Annotated in this window: 28 protein-coding genes; 3 read left to right on the top strand and 25 right to left on the bottom strand. The window is 40.2% G+C overall.

The window, feature by feature from the left end; translation table 11 throughout:
* Positions 1-7: 7 nt before the first annotated feature.
* The 16 genes from M014_RS0118330 to M014_RS0118405 all read right to left on the bottom strand — a co-directional run bounded on the left by M014_RS0118330 (position 8) and on the right by M014_RS0118405 (position 11593).
* Positions 8-628 carry a hypothetical protein gene (locus M014_RS0118330; RefSeq protein WP_026593022.1) on the bottom strand — a complete coding sequence of 207 codons (621 nt, stop codon included), beginning with the start codon at positions 626-628 and terminating at the stop codon, positions 8-10.
* Positions 628-1158 (bottom strand): dUTP diphosphatase, encoded by a 531-nt coding sequence (locus M014_RS0118335; RefSeq protein WP_442852741.1) that lies wholly within the window; start codon positions 1156-1158, stop codon positions 628-630. Before M014_RS0118335 ends, M014_RS0118330 begins: the two co-directional genes overlap by 1 nt.
* A gap of 5 nt (positions 1159-1163) precedes the next feature.
* A complete protein-coding gene (locus M014_RS0118340; RefSeq protein ID WP_026593024.1) occupies positions 1164-1388 on the bottom strand; it encodes a hypothetical protein in 225 nt (74 codons plus the stop codon).
* Positions 1385-1900, bottom strand: a complete 516-nt coding sequence (locus M014_RS0118345) for a crossover junction endodeoxyribonuclease RuvC (protein WP_026593025.1) — start codon at positions 1898-1900, stop codon at positions 1385-1387. Before M014_RS0118345 ends, M014_RS0118340 begins: the two co-directional genes overlap by 4 nt.
* A 2-nt stretch (positions 1901-1902) precedes the next feature.
* The gene (locus M014_RS0118350) at positions 1903-2250 is read right to left on the bottom strand and encodes a hypothetical protein (protein WP_026593026.1); all 348 of its coding nucleotides are present in this window, start codon (positions 2248-2250) and stop codon (positions 1903-1905) included.
* Positions 2250-3296: a hypothetical protein gene (locus tag M014_RS30695; protein WP_026593027.1), complete on the bottom strand. Its 1047-nt coding sequence runs from the start codon at positions 3294-3296 to the stop codon at positions 2250-2252. The genes M014_RS0118350 and M014_RS30695 overlap by 1 nt, the downstream gene beginning before the upstream one ends.
* Positions 3290-3550 carry a hypothetical protein gene (locus M014_RS0118360; RefSeq protein ID WP_026593028.1) on the bottom strand — a complete coding sequence of 87 codons (261 nt, stop codon included), beginning with the start codon at positions 3548-3550 and terminating at the stop codon, positions 3290-3292. The genes M014_RS30695 and M014_RS0118360 overlap by 7 nt, the downstream gene beginning before the upstream one ends.
* Before the next feature lie 14 nt (positions 3551-3564).
* Complete coding sequence (locus M014_RS29340) at positions 3565-3729, bottom strand: BC1881 family protein (protein ID WP_035415380.1); 165 nt, start codon at positions 3727-3729, stop codon at positions 3565-3567.
* On the bottom strand, positions 3713-3886 hold the full coding sequence (locus M014_RS29345; protein WP_155924345.1) for a hypothetical protein: 174 nt from the start codon (positions 3884-3886) through the stop codon (positions 3713-3715). Before M014_RS29345 ends, M014_RS29340 begins: the two co-directional genes overlap by 17 nt.
* Entirely contained in the window at positions 3883-6138 is a 2256-nt protein-coding gene (locus M014_RS0118375) for a DNA polymerase (protein ID WP_231503967.1), read from the bottom strand. The genes M014_RS29345 and M014_RS0118375 overlap by 4 nt, the downstream gene beginning before the upstream one ends.
* Positions 6139-6242: 104 nt before the next feature.
* Complete coding sequence (locus M014_RS0118380) at positions 6243-7397, bottom strand: hypothetical protein (RefSeq protein ID WP_026593030.1); 1155 nt, start codon at positions 7395-7397, stop codon at positions 6243-6245.
* Position 7398: 1 nt separating this feature from the next.
* Entirely contained in the window at positions 7399-7584 is a 186-nt protein-coding gene (locus M014_RS0118385; RefSeq protein WP_026593031.1) for a hypothetical protein, read from the bottom strand.
* A complete protein-coding gene (locus M014_RS0118390) occupies positions 7574-7975 on the bottom strand; it encodes a hypothetical protein (protein ID WP_026593032.1) in 402 nt (133 codons plus the stop codon). Before M014_RS0118390 ends, M014_RS0118385 begins: the two co-directional genes overlap by 11 nt.
* 11 nt (positions 7976-7986) lie before the next feature.
* Positions 7987-8790, bottom strand: coding sequence for a hypothetical protein (locus M014_RS0118395; RefSeq protein ID WP_026593033.1), 804 nt, complete (start codon positions 8788-8790; stop codon positions 7987-7989).
* A 598-nt stretch (positions 8791-9388) separates the two neighbouring features.
* Entirely contained in the window at positions 9389-10060 is a 672-nt protein-coding gene (locus tag M014_RS0118400; protein ID WP_026593034.1) for a MarR family transcriptional regulator, read from the bottom strand.
* Positions 10061-10375: 315 nt separating this feature from the next.
* Positions 10376-11593 carry an AimR family lysis-lysogeny pheromone receptor gene (locus M014_RS0118405; protein ID WP_026593035.1) on the bottom strand — a complete coding sequence of 406 codons (1218 nt, stop codon included), beginning with the start codon at positions 11591-11593 and terminating at the stop codon, positions 10376-10378.
* Positions 11594-11706: 113 nt separating this feature from the next.
* Between M014_RS0118405 and M014_RS0118410 the strand changes: the two genes are divergently transcribed.
* Positions 11707-11910: a helix-turn-helix domain-containing protein gene (locus M014_RS0118410; RefSeq protein WP_026593036.1), complete on the top strand. Its 204-nt coding sequence runs from the start codon at positions 11707-11709 to the stop codon at positions 11908-11910.
* Positions 11911-11941: 31 nt separating this feature from the next.
* A complete protein-coding gene (locus M014_RS28620; protein WP_197030410.1) occupies positions 11942-12169 on the top strand; it encodes a helix-turn-helix transcriptional regulator in 228 nt (75 codons plus the stop codon).
* Positions 12170-12176: 7 nt separating this feature from the next.
* Here the strand turns inward: M014_RS28620 and M014_RS0118415 are convergent, their stop codons facing one another.
* From M014_RS0118415 to M014_RS0118430, 3 genes are all read right to left on the bottom strand, one after another.
* Positions 12177-13193 (bottom strand): toprim domain-containing protein, encoded by a 1017-nt coding sequence (locus tag M014_RS0118415; protein WP_026593037.1) that lies wholly within the window; start codon positions 13191-13193, stop codon positions 12177-12179.
* Between the two features lie 11 nt (positions 13194-13204).
* Entirely contained in the window at positions 13205-14548 is a 1344-nt protein-coding gene (locus M014_RS0118420; protein ID WP_026593038.1) for a DnaB-like helicase C-terminal domain-containing protein, read from the bottom strand.
* 197 nt (positions 14549-14745) lie between these two features.
* Positions 14746-15030: a hypothetical protein gene (locus M014_RS0118430; RefSeq protein ID WP_026593039.1), complete on the bottom strand. Its 285-nt coding sequence runs from the start codon at positions 15028-15030 to the stop codon at positions 14746-14748.
* Positions 15031-15131: 101 nt separating this feature from the next.
* Here M014_RS0118430 and M014_RS29730 point away from each other — a divergent pair, with 101 nt between their 5' ends.
* On the top strand, positions 15132-15296 hold the full coding sequence (locus M014_RS29730) for a hypothetical protein (protein WP_026593040.1): 165 nt from the start codon (positions 15132-15134) through the stop codon (positions 15294-15296).
* A gap of 114 nt (positions 15297-15410) precedes the next feature.
* Here the strand turns inward: M014_RS29730 and M014_RS0118440 are convergent, their stop codons facing one another.
* The 6 genes from M014_RS0118440 to M014_RS0118465 form a co-directional block, all read right to left on the bottom strand.
* A complete protein-coding gene (locus M014_RS0118440; protein ID WP_026593041.1) occupies positions 15411-15635 on the bottom strand; it encodes a hypothetical protein in 225 nt (74 codons plus the stop codon).
* A gap of 184 nt (positions 15636-15819) precedes the next feature.
* Complete coding sequence (locus M014_RS0118445) at positions 15820-16065, bottom strand: hypothetical protein (RefSeq protein WP_026593042.1); 246 nt, start codon at positions 16063-16065, stop codon at positions 15820-15822.
* 43 nt (positions 16066-16108) lie between these two features.
* Complete coding sequence (locus tag M014_RS0118450) at positions 16109-16402, bottom strand: hypothetical protein (protein ID WP_026593043.1); 294 nt, start codon at positions 16400-16402, stop codon at positions 16109-16111.
* A 40-nt stretch (positions 16403-16442) separates the two neighbouring features.
* Positions 16443-16601: a hypothetical protein gene (locus M014_RS29735; protein ID WP_197030411.1), complete on the bottom strand. Its 159-nt coding sequence runs from the start codon at positions 16599-16601 to the stop codon at positions 16443-16445.
* Positions 16598-16777, bottom strand: coding sequence for a hypothetical protein (locus M014_RS0118460; protein WP_026593044.1), 180 nt, complete (start codon positions 16775-16777; stop codon positions 16598-16600). The genes M014_RS29735 and M014_RS0118460 overlap by 4 nt, the downstream gene beginning before the upstream one ends.
* Positions 16774-17538 (bottom strand): hypothetical protein, encoded by a 765-nt coding sequence (locus tag M014_RS0118465; protein WP_026593045.1) that lies wholly within the window; start codon positions 17536-17538, stop codon positions 16774-16776. The genes M014_RS0118460 and M014_RS0118465 overlap by 4 nt, the downstream gene beginning before the upstream one ends.
* Positions 17539-17714: the final 176 nt, after the last annotated feature.

The following is a 17714-nucleotide window of genomic DNA, read 5'->3' on the forward strand; positions in this document are numbered from 1 at the left end:
CCTCCCTTTAAACAGTTCGTACCGGTAAAATTAACGCTAATAATTCATCGTCTTTTCCTGCCGTAAGAGTAAACGGTCTTTCTGAGCCATACGATCTAAACTCGACTTCTTCGAATCCAACGTCTTTAAATAACTGTAATGCTTCAATAAGGTACTTAGTATTAAACGTAATAGTTTGCGCATCTCCTGTAATGCGACTACCTGTCTTATATGTCGTATCGATAACGTAATTAGATACGATAAATACAAGTTCCTTATCGTCCGTTACTTCTAGAGTGGTCAATGTCTTTTTCTTATCGTGAACTTGGTTCGCTTTCAGTAACACGTTAAGTGCATCTACCATCTGTTTTACGTTAATATAAGTGGTAAACTTTGCGTCACATTTAAGTGGTGTCAGGCGAGAAACATCAGGATAATTACCGTCAATTTCCTCACCTGTCTTCGGATTGATTACGGATTCTGATTCGTTTGTGTGTCCATTATTTGCGATGTAAAGACGGCGTGAGTCAGTTACAACAAGTGATCCGTCAGAATTATGTTGCACACCTTTTAAAATCGGTCTACTTGCCGACATACCTTTCGTTACCTTTTCTGCGTGTTTCATAAACGTTACGTATGGGATATTCATTAATTAACGCCTCCATTTTCGTTGTTGACTACTCCGGTACTTCCAAATCCGCCTTCCCCTCGTTCACTTTCCGATAAATCCTCGACTTCTTCGAAAGTTACCTGCGATACAGGAGCGATTACTCCTTGTGCAATCCGATCACCTTTACTAATCTTGATTACTTCATATTTAGTCATTTTAGTAACATTGAAGTCGTTATCTCCAACAAACGCTCCCTTTAATAACCTTGGTTGTGATGAGTATTCAATTATCGATGCGTTATCTGCAATCACACCAACTTCTCCTCTATATCCACTATCGATAGTGCCTAACACCACTCGTAATTTAGTCTTACGAGAAATCCCGCTGCGAGGACGTATTTGCATTTCGTACCCTATCGGGATTTCGAACGCTAGCCCGATAGGAATCACTTTCGTTTCACCTGGTTCGATGATTACGTCTTCTACCGCTACTAAATCAAAACCGGAATCCCCAGGTTTCGCGTACTGCGGAATTACTGCGTCTTCATGCAATCGTTTAACTTTAACCAAGATAATCACCATCCCTCATATTCGCAATAACACGTTTCACACATGCCTTTATCTAACGCCCACGTACCGGATTCAACCCACTTTTCTTCATCACAAATCCTGCACTCGATTTCTACTTCTTCCAAATCGTCAATGTGTACTTCAACTACCCCGTTATAAGTCTCAAACGCATACCAATCTCCACTCTGTTCTAATACGGTGAAAATCTCGCCTTCCCATTTAACTCTCATTCCGTTCCCTCCTTCGCAATAATCCCTTTATCGAGTAAATACGCTAGCCCTATCGCACACGCATCGCTTTCATCACTCGTCTTAAATTCGCCCCACTCAACGTATCGCCTCACGCCAGCCTCGACCTCTTCCTTTTCCGCACGTCCCTTGCCGAGTAGTTTCTTTTTAACGGAAGCCTGTCCGATACTATCATCGACTTTCAAACCGAAATCATTTAACGCACGATCCACGGCATTCCAAGCGCTAAACACCGTATAGTTCGTATGTGGTATTTTACTAGCGAATCCCTCTCGAACTATTAAATCGTAGGGCGCGTACTTGCGTATGAACAAGTGCGCCCATGCTTCGATAGTTTTCGTACGTAAAGCGATTGGTTCGGTCGATTTTGTTTTAACGTGTGAGACGTCGATTAGTTTTGGCTTCCCATTGATTACGTCTATGACTGCGATTCCTGGACTTCCCAAACTCGTATCGATTGATAATACACGAAAGGCTTTTTTACTTCGAGCCATCGTCATAAGACCTTTAATTTACTTTCGTCGTATTCGTCGTAGGTAATCTTTGCGGGACATCGTTGAATCCTTCCGTTTTTAAAATATGCTTTCCACAAGTCACCAGCTTCTTCTCCTTCACCACTTAGTTCAAAAATAACGTCAGGATACAAACGAGAGATTGCAGACATTTCCGTTTCATAGTCGTACCATTTAGTAGAATCATAAAACTCACCGTTCCTGTCTACTGCGTAGAAAATTTCAGTATCAAAGTCTAAAAACCCGCCTTCTATCTTTTCGTATAAATCGCTTAGTATTTTACTAGTATTAGCGTTTGTGGTTTGTAGCGTATGGTCCGTGTAATAACCCATTACATTCCCTCCCGTACTTTATCGATAAACTCCAACGCCCCAATATACGGAGCTTTCTTCGTATCTGATAAACTCGAACGTTTCACTCGACTGACTTGCGTTTTAATTTCTTCGTATTCCTCGTCGCTTAACGATTGAGCACACGCTGACTTGTAATTGTTAAATGTCCAATGCTCAATATCTAGTTTCGGAGGCTGTTTCGTTTTAACTGCCGCTACGATACTAGCAAACTTATCTAAGACTTCGTTACGCATGTCGTCCGTTATCGCAACACCAAACGCTCTGAAATCCGGATACTTTGCGTAATCCTCTTCGCTCATATTCCATGCTTTCTTCGATGCGTTCATGTAAAGCACTACGTAGTAATCTAAATCGTACATTAACGAGTAGCATGTAACTTGTTTGACGTGGTCAGCACCAGGTTCGCGCAGTGAATATTCAGAAGTTTTACTGTAAGTTGTCTGTTTCGATTTAATTTCGAGTCCGACGCGTGTAACTACGCCATTCTCATCGGTGTATTCTAAAATGCCGTCACATGTACCGATTAATGAAAAACGTTGGCCATTATGCTCGATTACCTTACGAGTCTTAACAAAATCCTCAAACGCTGGGTAACCGTCTTTCGTGCGTTCGATTCTGAAACGTGGTTTCTCACCGGTATACTTTTCGTAATGTCGTTCCGCTAGTAAAATATCACGTTGGATTGCATCTCCGATATTAGTACCGATGAATTGCCAGCGTCTTTGCCACGGTTTGACTTCGGCTTGATCTCGTGGACTACGTAACGCCTTTTCGTAAAGCTCCCTCGGACAGCTATTCGCCGAGGAAGGTGAGAAATACGGTAGGCTTCGATAATCTAAATAACCGCCTTTGCTTAATACTTTCGCATAGATTTCGTGGAGCCAAACGTCTAAAGGCGTGTCGTAAGGCTCCGAATATGAATGCCACGTTTCGAGGAAGTTACGAAATTCCTCTGCAATCTCATAAGCGAATGTTTCTTGCGTGTTCTGACGTAGTAATTGTGCTGCGTTAGTTTTCGTTACGATAAGTCATCGACCACCTTTCGAAGTGTGTACGTTGTATGCTTCGTAGTAAATACAATTTCTTTTCCGTTATCTGAACGTTTAATAACTGTCACAGGAGATGTAAATAGCGCTTTTGTTTGATCGTCTACATGAGGAAGTACCGCTCGAGCTCCTTCTTCTAGAATACCTAGGTAATAACGACGTCCAATACGTAAGGAATCTGCTTCTTGTTTCCCTGTATTTCGATCTATATCAACGACTTCATACATAGTCATTTCAACGCCTCCTATTAGTCTTGATTTATTAAAACGATTGCCGGTCCGCTAACCACGATTCCTCCGACCTCTATCTTTTCGTAAGGCTCGACTTGGACGGTGATTACGCCTTGTCGGAGCGCTAATTCTTCGCTTAGTTCTTTCGTTGGTACTTCGGATAAATTAATTTCCTCCCGCATTCAAACCATCCTTTCGTCCTGCACTATATGATAGACCACCGTATACTCCTAACAAGATAGCTGGAACCAGGCACCACCAACTGTAGTCCGTTAGATATGGATTGACGATTGAAAAAATAATAATCGTTACATATTGCAAAATAGTATTTAACTTCATTCCGTTTCCTCCTCTTCGTTAAACCACTTTTCGATACTTACTTTTTCTAACCATCGTTCTGGATTTATCTCAACGTCACATCTGACGGGAACTAGTAATTTAACTGCGTTTTCCATCGTAGTTTTTAATTCGAATAACGCTTCCTTCGAAATATTTCTCGGACACTCGAATAACAATTCATCATGTACCTGGAGTAAAATATCTACGTTATGTTTCGATAGTACGGGCTGTAAATCTACGATAGCTTTCTTTAAAATCGAACCGGCCGACGCTTGAATCGGAAAGTTACCAGCCATACGATCCGCACGGAAGTGTAAGAAACGGTCTTTCGACTTGTACTCAGTGTGTAAACGACGTTTCCTACCGAAAATATCTGTAATGTAACCTTGCTTGCGAGCCAATAGTTTCTGCTCGTCCATATATCGTTGAATCCCTTTATAACCTTTGAAATAGTTATCGATAATTGTTTGCGCTTCGGCTCTCGTAATGCCTAACGTATCAGCTAACCCTTTGTCGCTCATTCCGTATACAATACCGAAGTTAACAACCTTAGCTTGCTTACGGAATTTCTGCTCAGGTGAACCGTCTGTATCTTTATTTTCTTCGATATCTTCATACGTATATTTACCGTTACTAATCATCGCTGCCGTTGTCGAGTGAATGTCGCGCCCTTCTTTGAACGCTTTGATTAGTTCCGGTTCTTTGGCCATATGCGCCAAGACACGTAATTCAATTTGCGAGTAATCTATAGAAACGAGTATTTTACCTGCACTCGATGTAAACAGGTGGCGTATCTCTGGACGTTTCGCCGGTATTTGCTGGGTGTTTGGCGATTTGCATGTAAACCGTCCTGTCGCCGCTCCGTACGTGTTATGCCACGGATGTATTTTGTTATCGTGTTTAATTTCTTTCGGTAATTTCTGCGTAAATGCTTCGCGTAGTTTGCTGACGCCTCGATAATCGAGAATTTTAGAAATTACGGGATGTTTCCCTTTCAACTTCTTCAACGCTTTTACGCCAGTTGATCCGTTCTCTATATCCGGTAACTTTAAATCTACGAATAACTTTTTCTTTAATTGAACCGGTGAACCTAAGTTAATTTCTTCGTCGAATAACTCGTATATCTCACGCTGTATTTGCGCTTCCTCTTCTGCCAATTGTTCGTCTAATACATTTGCTTTCTCTTCATCGAAGTTGATACCGATTAAATCTGACTTAATAAACTGCCTACATACAGGCATCTCTATGTTAAAAACGAGCGACTTGATTTCTTGTAAATCCTCTCGTTTGTCAAACCATTCCATAATCCAGTCATAAAGTTTTAAGGTTTTCTCCGTATCGCCCGCTGCGTATACTAAAGCTACATCTAACGGTATTTCATTAAACGGAGTTTTACCGAATAGTTCATCGAAATTATCGCTTGGCTGACGTAACCAATCCGTTATTAAATCCTTCAATCGGTGGTTTCGGTTTTCGTCTAGCGCCATCGCCATTATTCTTGTGTCCGCATGTAAGTTATCAATTAAGTTGATTCCGTAACGCTGCATAAACCATTTACAATCGAAAGGTGCGTTGTGCATTACGGTTTTTACTTGCTCTAATACAGGCTTAACGTACTGTAATAAAACGTCTTCACTTAAATTCGGGCCTTCTTCGTGATTTAATGGTACATAGTAGTTGTGAATTCGCGTTGTTACCGAAAAGCCTGCTATGTCACCTTTCCACGGGTCTAATGCTCCGTTTTCCTCTCCGAAAGTCTCACAGTCAAATCCAATTAAATCAGACGTTTTCATATCGTCTAACATCTGTTTCAGTACCTTGCCATCGGTAACTAATACGTAATTATCTGGCGTTGCCAACACCATTTCACGTATTTTATTGTCGCGCTTTCGCTCGTGTAACACTTTCCATAATCGTAAAGCTTCCGCCTTACTAAAACGTTTAGCGAGGTCGGAAGGGCTACGACCAATTTCGCCCTTCGTCATCGCTTCTTTTACTTCCGCAAGTCTCTGCCTATCAGACTCGTTGTTCTTCATCGATAGAATCCGTTGCCACGCGTCTTCCATCGTTTCGGTCGCCTTTGCCTTTCGTTCGACCGCTTTTGCCACACGTTCTTTGGTCGCCACTTCATCGTCAGCACCTGGTATTTTTAGATTTAACGTTAACTTTGGCGTCATATTTACCGCCCCGTTTCCTTGCAATTTAATCGGTAATAAAAATTTGCTATAACGATATGATTGTCTTCGGCCCAATCTCTAAAACACCGCTTGTCGCAAAATGAATTACCTTCGCGATCGTCATATACGAATTCTTTACGGTTGAGTACGGCGCTACAATTTTCGCAAATGTGCATCGTTTACTCCGCTTTGTTGAAGCGTTGTTCTACTGGTACAATTAGTTCAACCCATTTGGAATCTCCGATAAACTCGTTGTGTTCACCAAAACTAAAATCTTCACCATTTACGTTTGCAATAATCGCCAATGAACCTTCCGGAAAATCTCCCGCACCAGTATCTTCGTTAAATTGAACGACATCACCATTACGCAACTCACCAACCTCACGACCGATACCCGCCCACTTAAGTCGCTTCGCTTCTTTCTCCTCACGTTCTGCCTTCGCTTTCTTTTCTTCCTCAGCTTCACGGGAGATGTGCTCCGCTTCTTCTACCGTTAGTGGCTCGAGGTCCCGACGATAAACTGCCCAGAAGTCTGATTCGTCAAGGTAATACGCTGTAAACGAATCACTTTCGCTACGGTAACTTCTTATGTTTACTACTGTACCAATTTCAAAACGGTGATTTGCTGTATTTGCAACTACCCTCGCAAAGTCGCCTTCTTCCAATAACGCTTGCTTAGCTACGAGGACTTCTTCGTCGGTTGCTTTTACTAAATCGTCTTCGCAATGCCATCCGGAATATTTTTCGTCAAGATGCTCGCCTTTAAATGGTACGACGCTTTCATCATCTTTTACGATTTTTATAACATCGCCCGCTTTTGAATACCCATTACCGCCAACAATTAGTTTTGCATAAACACCGACCTGTAATCGTTCTGACACTGACTCACTTTCGCCCTTTACTTCGACTGCTTCTTCTGGTAGTTCCACCGAGGATACCTGCTCATTTTGCAACGCCTGCATACTACGAGTAATCTTTTCTAAATCAGACGGAGTACCTTCGAGTTTAGTTCCGTCAGGCAAAGTGATTGTTACTACGCCTTCCGCGTCAGTTAGTTTGTCGTTAGTGATTGCGTGTGATTTACGGAATACATCGAAATCAGAATCATCTGCATCAAAGTAACGCTCATCCATATCGTTATCTAAAATTTCTACATCGCCGTAAGAGTCAATTCGGTTTACTTCGTAGAATGATCCGCTGTCAATATCACAATACCCTACTTTAAATCGGACTAAATCGTTATCTGTAGCATGTCCGTTAGTAAACTCGTAAACAAACCCGTTATATTCCACCGTATTTTCATTAACTACTTTCACGTTATCTAACTTTGCCATATTATTCGTCCTCCCCGTTTTTCAATAAATTTGATACCGCTTCGAATAATTTAGGAACATTAACCAATGCCCAATCTGCTAGCTCCTGCTTTTCTTCATATACGCCAGTTCCGTCATAATCATCGATATCTTCGTCATATACTCCGTAAAATTGATCTATTAACTTATCGAGTTCCTCACGCGTCAACTGATTCTGCCTCCGTTTCTTCACTAACTGCCGTTAACTCAATCCAACGTTGGCTCGCACTAGTCTCCGTCGCCCAATACTCACGTTGTCCATTACACTCGAACATGAATACTCGGTCACCTTCGACGCCTGCGATATATTCGCAATCTTCAGACGTATAAGCCTGTTCGTTTCCCTTTGTTGCTCGTACTACTAATGCGCCGTCCCTATCATGACGTATGCGAATCGTTTTTACCTGGATTTTGTACCACTGTTTATTAATCGGATCACGCGCTACTATGTCGTAAACCTCCGGGATGAGCGGTTTTGCTACTTCCCAACCGAGGTTTAAGAGCGCGAGGGCTACTCGTAATTCCGAGCAACCGCCCTTAATTGTTGTTTCGTGTGCCATATGCGCCCTCCTTAGAACGGTAGTGAATCATCATCAATTTCGATTGGTGTACCTTCGTCACTAGGTGCTTCGTTACCGCCGTTCTCTAATGTCAATCCGATTTTAGAAATGTCGAAGCCTGCTGCGACTAAGTTTTCAATTTGCGTTTTCTCATCTGCTTCGAACAGTAATCCATCGAATAACTTAGCGTTAAATTCTTTATCATCCCACTTAGCAAAGTTAGCACGCTCTTTATCCGTTAAATCCTCCTCCATATCGATAAATGGAGTTAGCGTAATCTTTGTATCTTTCGCGAGGCCTGTGGCGTTCGTTTTCGATAATTCGAAAGCCAGTCGCCCTAATTTCTTTTCGTACTTCGCGATAACTGCGTATACTTCTTTCGCTTGATTACGACTTAAATCGATGATGATTTCCTTGCTGTCCTCTAAGTTGATAAAGCCTAGTGCATATCGTTCTTTGCCGACGTATTTATATGCTTCGTTCTTTTTATCATCAATTACTTTTTGATCAGCGCCGCCTTCTTCAAGTTTCTTCGCTTCATCATAATGAAATTGCGCCGCTAAATCCCACGCCGTATGGTTGCTTTCAACAAATCCTTTTTCATTACGTACTGACGGATTTTTCGCTACGAAAGAATTTACTTTCTTAAAGATTCCATAACTAAAGAACTGAATTAAATCTTCTGTTCCAAGTACACGAACCTTGTACGTAGTACCTACATTAAACTTCGCAAACTCTGCGCTAAGTGTACTACCTCCTTCTGACTGTGTATTTAACGCTCCTAAAGCTGCTGCACCTTTTTTAAATTGTGCCATTGAAACAACTCCTTCGTTAATTATTCGAGCTTGGGTTAGTCCCACGCCCGTATTACGTAACTCATCGCTTATCAACGCTTAACGAATATGAATTACGTAATACCGACGTGGGGGAGTACATCGGTAGTCGGCATTGCCAACGTGGAAAACTGAAAACATGAATCGGTTTTTGAACGAAAAGCATCTGTGCCGGAATGCTAAACGCCCATATGACGCCACTACCCGTTGTATATATTCGGGGGAGGTGTTGAAAACGACGGGTAATGACGTTATATCGACGTGCATTATGTTATCTTTTAATATCGTAATAAAACGTAATATGACAGATAATGTCGACCGAATTTAAAAAGAATTAAATTGTACGTACCTTGTTAATACTGTATAATGACAGTGAAGCCCTATCGGGGGACTTCCGCTTAATTAAGGTAAGTTAAGTTAACTTGCTTTAACGTTAAGCAAAAGTATTGCAATTGATCGACCTGCCAAGTCGGTTAGTTGTAAGTACAAAGGGTAGCGTTTAGCCCCCTCTGTACGTCATAAAAATCGTTCTATGATTTACTGGTCTATGCGCAATGCCTAAGCGCATAAACTATTTGAGTTACGCAAGAAGATAATCTCGGTAGTCACCGAATTGTCTTTCGTCGAAACGCTTTGCCAGGCGTTCGAGCTTGCGAATCACTGTCGAATGATGAAGGCCCAATTTCTTTCCGATTGCCGTCGGAGTTGTTGGTCCATCATTCGTAATAAACGTTTCAACGATCGCCGTCGTTGTCTCGTCATTGACCTGCTCAGGGTCTGCAAGGAAGTCGATTAGCTCACGCTGGTCGGCTTCTTTCTTTTTTGTAACATGTTCTTCTAAATCGAAGTCGCTTGGATTGTTGGAGAATGACCACTCTCCCTCAACTAATGTGTCACTATATATAAAATCTTTATCCGTTGTTTTATCATCGTATAAGAATTCTCGTTTCCTCCTGGTTCGTAATTTCCTTAAAAGCGAAATATACATATTTTTTAGTGACCTAGAAAATAAATTTACAAAATCGCCGCCGTTACTTTCTCGTAAAGTTTTTAACACGTTTAATATTACATCATCAAACAATGCCTCAATATCATGTCTTGTTGCTAAATATGTACTTGCACTCCAGTAATCGACTTTATTTCGATACTCTCTTTTTAAATTAATATAGAGATCGTTAAACCTAGATTCATCACTGGTTTTTAGATACTCGTTAGCAATTTTGTTAATATTTAATTTTCGTTCATCTTGCATTATCAATTCCCCCTTACAAAGAGTTTGACGCACAAATTTCCACACCCGCGCATATTTTTTTATTTTTTTTTGATAAAAGTTTTTCGTTTATTGCTAATGTTCAAATTGTAGCATATTACCATGGGAGATTTAGCAAAGTACACTAAGTACTCGAATTTATAGTTTGTATACTTTAGTAAACATTTCTCTAAGCGCAAAAAAAAGAGCGATCAATAAGACCGCCCTCAATAATCTTATTTAATTAACAATTAACCGCCAGGTCTAGTTTCTTGTGCTTTATATTGTTGGTTATCAGATTTTGCGTTTGCAAATCCGTTAAGCGCAAATACCCCTAAAACTAGTGTTAAAACTGCGGAAACTCCTAATAAAACTTTTTTCAAAATGAACCTCTCCTTTTACCGTTTGTGATTTAAAGTTAATCAACATCTGAGTCATCATGGAATGATCGCCTCTATTGAAGATTTCTTTAGCAATTAAACTAGAGAAGAAAAAATTTGAATTCGAAAAGAAACGTTGGAAGCATTCATACAGCTCTGGCAGAGATTCTTGACTGCAAGCTCGATACATCAATAAAAAATCTCGTTCACCTCTCTCTTTTATATAATCGTCAATCATTTTTATATTCCTTGTATTATTCTGATACATCACAAGTCTCGCGTCCGAATCCCTTCCAAGAGGTACTCTCAGGTAAATTTTAACATAATCTAGGTTATCTCTAGTCTGGTTAATCAAATTCTTAATCCCGATAGTTTTAGCGATATCATGACTTTTTTGAAGATATTTCATACATTTTTCTTTATCTTCAATCAAGTACGTCATCCCTAAATAGTATGACGCATCAGAAACGGTTTTCGCGCAGATATTTGCATTAATAATTAAAGAAGAATAATGTCTTGCTAACTCTAGTTCATTTCTATGTAGATAAATTGGAGCTAAGATTTCAGCTAGCCTATGGAGGTAACATTCTTTGATGAATAATTTACGACTATTACTTAATTTTTTTATCATCTCTTCTACTTCTAGAGCTAAATCCAGCATAAGGTGAATCTTTTTCTTTGCGAAATAGTCATAGCATTTGAGTATATTTACTAAAATTCTAAGCGTCGCATCTTCTGTATAATCTATATTTTTTAAATTTTCTATTATTTCATACCCTTCAATGTCATAATTCATATATTTGTAAATTATATTATAAACATTTACGTAGTCACCTATTACACCTTTCTCTTTTTTATGTAACTTAAGTAACTTCTTTAACAAAGTAACGTTTCTAGTTATTGCTGCGTACTCAAAACTTTGTTGTATTGACTCAGCAGAATCTAATTGTAAACACCACTTCTCCATCTTCTCACGTTGTTCGTCTGGAAAAACATAATAGGAGAGTCTCAAGAGCTTTCTAAACCCGATGGTCCCATCCTTTTTAAATTTAGACATACATTGCTTTGACGCTTCTATTTTTTCTGCAACGCTTGAAAATGTTATATCATCTCGATCATTAATAGTATCGCATATCTCTCTATGAAACCCCGGCACTTGAAAACCCTCCTATGCTGTATAAGAAAATTTTGGTATAATATAATTATAATTCCAATGTTTACTTTTGTAAACAAAGATTGGGTTGAGAAAATTTTTGAGGATGTGTAAAAATGATTGACTACTCTCCATTACATAAGACACTAAAAGAAAAAGAAATGGTGATCAGTGATCTAAGAGGTACAATTCTTAATTCAAGAACAATCGCAAACATTAACAAAGGGATGTCTGTTAATTTAAGTACAATAGAAGATATCTGTTTACGTCTAGACGTACCTATAGAAAAAGTAGTTAAAATTGTGAGTACTGAAGAGTAAAAGTTTTTAAGCCTCCGATATGAGAAAGGAGGTGATTACATCGTATAAAGTCGGAAGGTGCCGTATTCCCGAACTATGTAAGAAAAACGGCATTACACAAGCTGAACTTGCTAGAAGAATCGGCGTAACACCGCAATCCATAACGGATTATGTCAGCTTGCGTAATTTACCGAATGTGGAACGAGCGAAAAACATCGCTTCTTATCTACATTGTGACATCGAAGAATTGTACGTCTGGGAAACATGGGAAACGGAATAACATCTAATTAACGGGGAGATTTCGTATCTTCCCTCCGACCGCACCTACGTGAATTCACGTATAATAATCTTAATCGAACTGGCTCTGCATTACCAACTACGGCATGTAACGCCTTTACTCCGTCATTTACCAACGCTTCATTCGCATCTTTAAAACTACTTACATAACCATTTGTCAACCGTATTTTCCCGTTCAAATGTTTCTCAAGTTCTTTTCGGAGTTTCTCGCCCGCCGGGTCGTTATCTGCCACGATAACTAATTCTTCTATTGGCGACTTCAATATTAGTTCCGCTTTTTTCGCGTTAAACGACGAACCTCCGTTTGCCAATCCGAAAACCCCAGCCGTCATAAACGACATCGCATCTATTTCCGCTTCACAATATACTGCTCGTTTAATGTTACGTCTGTAAGCGATGTTCAATCCGTATATCAAGTCGCCTATTGGAACTGCGTCCTTTTCGTACCAAAACGCTTTGCCGCGCGTTTTCCGATACTTAATATTCGCCAATCTTCCGTTTGTATCAAACCACGGAATTACAACCGCCTGCCTAAAACGGTCGTAACCGATCTTCATTTGCTGTTGCACTTCTTCACTAATACCTCGATCACCTAAATACGGATGCCTAAACGCATACTTTTGCAACCGACCAAAATCGAGGGGCTTGCGTTCGCCCTCAATGCGGAGTTTCGGTGGCTTGAGTACGAGGTTATCGTAACTGTATTCAACACCGTACATTTCGAGTAAATAGTCTTCCGTTTCTTCATACGTTTCATTTCGTAAATAAGATAACAATCTGGTAAAGTTGCCGCTTTCCCATTCGCTATCAAATGCGCCTGAGTCTTTCCATGTGCCAGCGTAATCCCCGTCTAAGTTAACGAAGAAGCTCGGTGTGTGTTCGTACCTGAAAGGTGAGGCTGCCATCAGTTTATCAGATGACCATCGTTCATTAGTCCATGTATGTTGCCGGAGTTCGTATTCGATGTCTACGTTTACGTCTTGTCCGCGAATCTTAATCGTTGCCATTCGTTACCCTCCTAGAATACCGAAGTAAATTGCTTCGCTGCCTGTTCGCCGGTGGGAAACTCTTTAATAACGCCGATCTGCGGCATGTAAATTATTTCAGCGGATTCACCTTCGCCACCGTCACGGCCTTTATTAATACCGATCATGCCACGGCCTTGCTTGGCGTCCGTATCCACGGCTATCAATAACGCGGCATCCTCTAAAAGCGCTTTCGTTTTCTTTACCTCGCTACGTTTAGGTAATCGTAATTCACGTTGACCGTCATCGTCTTCTTTTTCGTCTACTTCGTCCGCTTGTGTAATTGCGAACATCACCACGCCTGTCTTACCGGCTAGTCTACGTAGGCGCTTAGACGTTTCCGCCGCGTCTCCACCTGCCGTTTTCGACGTATTCTTTTCGTAATCTAAGTAATAGAACGGATCGACTATAACAACATCAGCCTGCGTTTCTATGATATCGACTTCTAGCTGACGTAAATCCCTTCGGTGAAAGTCATCATCGTCTACGCCCCGTACGATAATATTACCCGGTAGTATTTCGTTTATGTTCGCTAGGAACGTTTTAAATCCCGCTTCGAATTCCTCCGATAGTTTACCGTGTCTAACAGCTTTCGAATCAAAGCCTGCTTCTAAATTTACGCCATCTAACTCAGCTACCGTTGCACCGATACGTGAGGAAACCGAAGTATATAAACGGACCATTCCTTCGAACCACCCCATTTCCATTAACCAGATAAGTACGTTCGCTCCTTGAAACGCCATTTCTACGCCTTCTTCGATAGTCGTTGCGGATTTACCACGCCCTGACTTTCCGTAGATTGTGTAAACGTTCGAGCTTACATAACCGCCTATCGCTTTATTGATGAATGGAAAACGGGATTTCCAAATACGGTATGATTCACCTTTCTTACGACGTTCGTATTCCTCTAAGAACTTGTTCGCATCAGCCTTTAAACTTGTTCCTACCTTATCACGAACGTTTGTTCTAATTATAACTCCGTCTACTTTTTCTCGCAACCATTCTAGGAAACTATTTCCGTCTTTTTCCTCAAACTGGGTAGGCGCTTCGTTTTGCAAAAGATTCATCACTTCGATCTTAGCGCTATAAGACTTGATTTGTTTCGTTAAATACTCGAAACTATCCTCGACATTTGGTACGTAAGTGAAGCCGTCGACTTCTGCTACTAGTGTGCGAAAGTCGGGCGTTTTTCCTCGATTCGTTTCTACGTATTCGCGGATAAAACGAAACGCTTTACGCTCCGCTTCTGTAACAAAATCTCGTTCTGTTACATGGTTAAGCTGTACGGGGTTAGCGGTATCTACCACTTTCGATAAAAGCATTTCTCCGTAGTTCATTCGTTTCCCTCCGTTTCTAGTGAGTTAGTATTTTTCTAACTTCTTATATTTTTGGTGTATATACTTCAGCGTCTTAAAACTGGTTTTTCTAATACTCTTTTTACGTCCTATGCGACACCAAAAAATCGCTCGATATCTCGTCTGCCTCATTCCGTTCCTCCTCTTATATTACGCTCGCCTATCCTGACCGTCATTGATTATATATTTCCTCGGACCGCTCGCATTCTCTCCGCCATCCTACGCTTCTGATCTTCGCTATACTGGCGTACCTTCTTCATACTTACTTGCTTTTCTTCTAACGTACATTTCACCGCTAGCGGCTTTCCTTCTTCGTCTCTTTCGATAACTGTAACGTTTTCCTCACCAACCAAGGCTACTAGTTTACGAATGTGTTTAGGAACGCAAGAGTATGCGCTCCATTCCTTCGTTTCGTTGTCGTACGCTAGTACCGTTTCTTGTTCTTTCGTTGAATATGTGGTCATTGTTTAGCCTCCGTTTCTAATAAAAGGATTATTTTATTAAGTTTCTATAAAATGGTAATTAATATATAATTAAACTATTCAAATCTTAGGTGGTGAGGCAAATGACTGAAACAATCCGAATTGCTCTTTTCACTCTTGTAGGAATAAGTGCCATATTTTCTGTAATTAAAGAATTTCAAAAACCAGAAAAAAGAAAGTTTTGGATTACCTTCGAAACTTTAATTCTGATCGGGGCAGCCTGGATGTTAATAGGACTTCTCGTGTAACCTACATAATTAGTAACCCCTTGAATAAAACTCAACATTCTGTCAATACTATAAATACAATCTTTCTCCAGTTCCCCATTGGAGCCGAGCAGTTAGCTTTTGCTAGCTGCTCTTTTATCGTTTTGGATGACCACACGCTTCTGTATAATCCCAATATCCTTTACATTTAGTTGAATTAGGTGTCATTTTAAAATCAGCTAAGCTTTCTGATACGCATTCCTTCGAATTAGAACGATTAGGAAAATACATATTCCAGTAACACTCTTTACAACTACATGTTAATTCTTGATCACCCTGTACTTGCGCCACTCTTGTAAAAAACGCTTCAAATTCATCCATATCCATTCCCCTTTTCTACAAAATGAAATTTTTATTAAAGTGCTTATAATTTATTTCTCAATATGAGACGTATGGAATCGTAATAATATAAATGGTAATATATAGACATCTCAATTATGTGTTTCTTTTGAAGAGAGCTTGTCCCCTGACACAAGCTCTTTTTTTATTAAAATAGCGTTTTTGTTTAGTATTTTTCTTCTTTCCAATCCCACTCATCCCATGTAGAGCCTGGCATTGTTCTACCTGTTGATTGCCCATATATTTGACGATCTATCTTAGCAAGAACTACTCTTTCTTCACCATCAAACTCTCCATCGTTTTGTACGTAAGCTTTTGCTGATTTAACGTACTTGTTATATTCTTTTATCGCTGCATTATAATCATCAGTAATTAAAACGATACCTTCTTCATAATCGTGAACCATCCACATGTTTATCTCCCCTTTTCTACTAAAATAGCGTTTTTGTTTAGTTTTATTTCGAAAAGTCGTACTTTTTCATTTCTTCATAAGTCATATACTCGTATGGAGTTACTTCGAAGTGACCGCCAATTGTTTTATAATGATGACTGTTAACTTCTTTATAAGTAATTGAACCGTCTTCTTGCGAAACAACATCTGCATATATAGTTCGTTTTTGATTTTCGGTGTCAACATAATCAATTTTATAAACTTGCTGTGGTCTACTAGATTCAATTTTGAATATCATGAATATAGCCGTAAACAATAAGATTATTAATCCTGTCCACTGAAATATTTCTTTCTTCAATCAGTACCACCTCATTTCTTAATAAAATTCAAATTTGGTCTTACTTTTCTGTTTCTTCTAATACCGCTTCATAAATTCCGAAAGTTAATCCGAGAATAAAAGCGGTAGCAAGTAATTCAACATTACTCAATCCGCAAAAATACGTTAGCCAAAACCACGTTGGTAAAGACATAAATACTGCGATAATATACTTCTTCATTCCGTTTCCTCCGTCTTACCCTTAGATATTCTGTGTCGTCTAACAAATTCACGTAATAACAATTCCGTTGCTTCTTCTACGGTATAATCAAATTCTTTTGCGAACTCTGTAGCTTCAGCGTGAAGGAAGCCTCGAAAAAACCATAGCTTTTCTTCTTGTGTCATCGGTTTCTTCATCTCCGCATCCCCCTTTTCGATTCGCCCTCGAACGGCAACACTACGCACAAATCTCGCACTCTATCGTACAACCTACGATCAAACACGCTTTCCAACTCGTCGATATGAATGTTCGAAGTGTAGACTGTTGGGAGTCCGTTTGAAACACGATAGTTAACTAACGCATGTAAGTCCCCTCGGAATCCAGTCGTGGCGCTACGTACACCTATGTCATCGAGAACGGCGAAAGGTGCAAATCTTGCATTACTTCCACGCTTGTAATATTCTCTCGCCGCTTTTTCCGCTACGTCCTTCGGAACATTCGTCCGATTAAATTCGTTATACAAGTCTTGCCATTCGTTCACATCTAAAAAATATCCAGGTATCTGCAACGATTGCCTATTGCGCTGCAAACTACCGATATAATGCCGGATGAGCCACTCGTTTAAAATTACGGCTGCTGTCGTCGTTTTCCCCGTGCCAGTTTCTTCGGAAAACAAGTACATCGATTTGATTTTATCTTTTACATCCGTTGTACCACTCGCCTCAAATTGCCGTGAGAAAGTCGTAACATACGCTTCGATAGATTTATAGACTTTCGGTTGGGACACTCGTACAGGCGAATTCAGTAACGTTAAATGACGATATTCTTTCGGTAAGTTGGTCGCTGCCATACGTCCTCCGTTACCGTTATGTCCGTGTAGTGCGATGTACGAGGTGCACTTACGGTTACATGATTCGCTTTTGTATAGCGAGCAATGATCGGATAGAATGCATTGCATTAAATCGCCTCACTTTCTAGTACATCGTTTGGATTAGCGTGACACCAATACACGTAATCTCGGTATTCTTCGACTGTCATTTCGTTTGCGGCTGCCAACCACGCGATAAGACGGTCGAATTTAGCTTGTGATAGTTCGAATCGTTGCCTATTCGCTTCGAACCAATCGAAAATGTT

The sequence above is a fragment of the Bacillus sp. UNC437CL72CviS29 genome (assembly GCF_000482345.1).
Lineage (GTDB): Bacteria > Bacillota > Bacilli > Bacillales > Bacillaceae_G > Bacillus_A > Bacillus_A arachidis.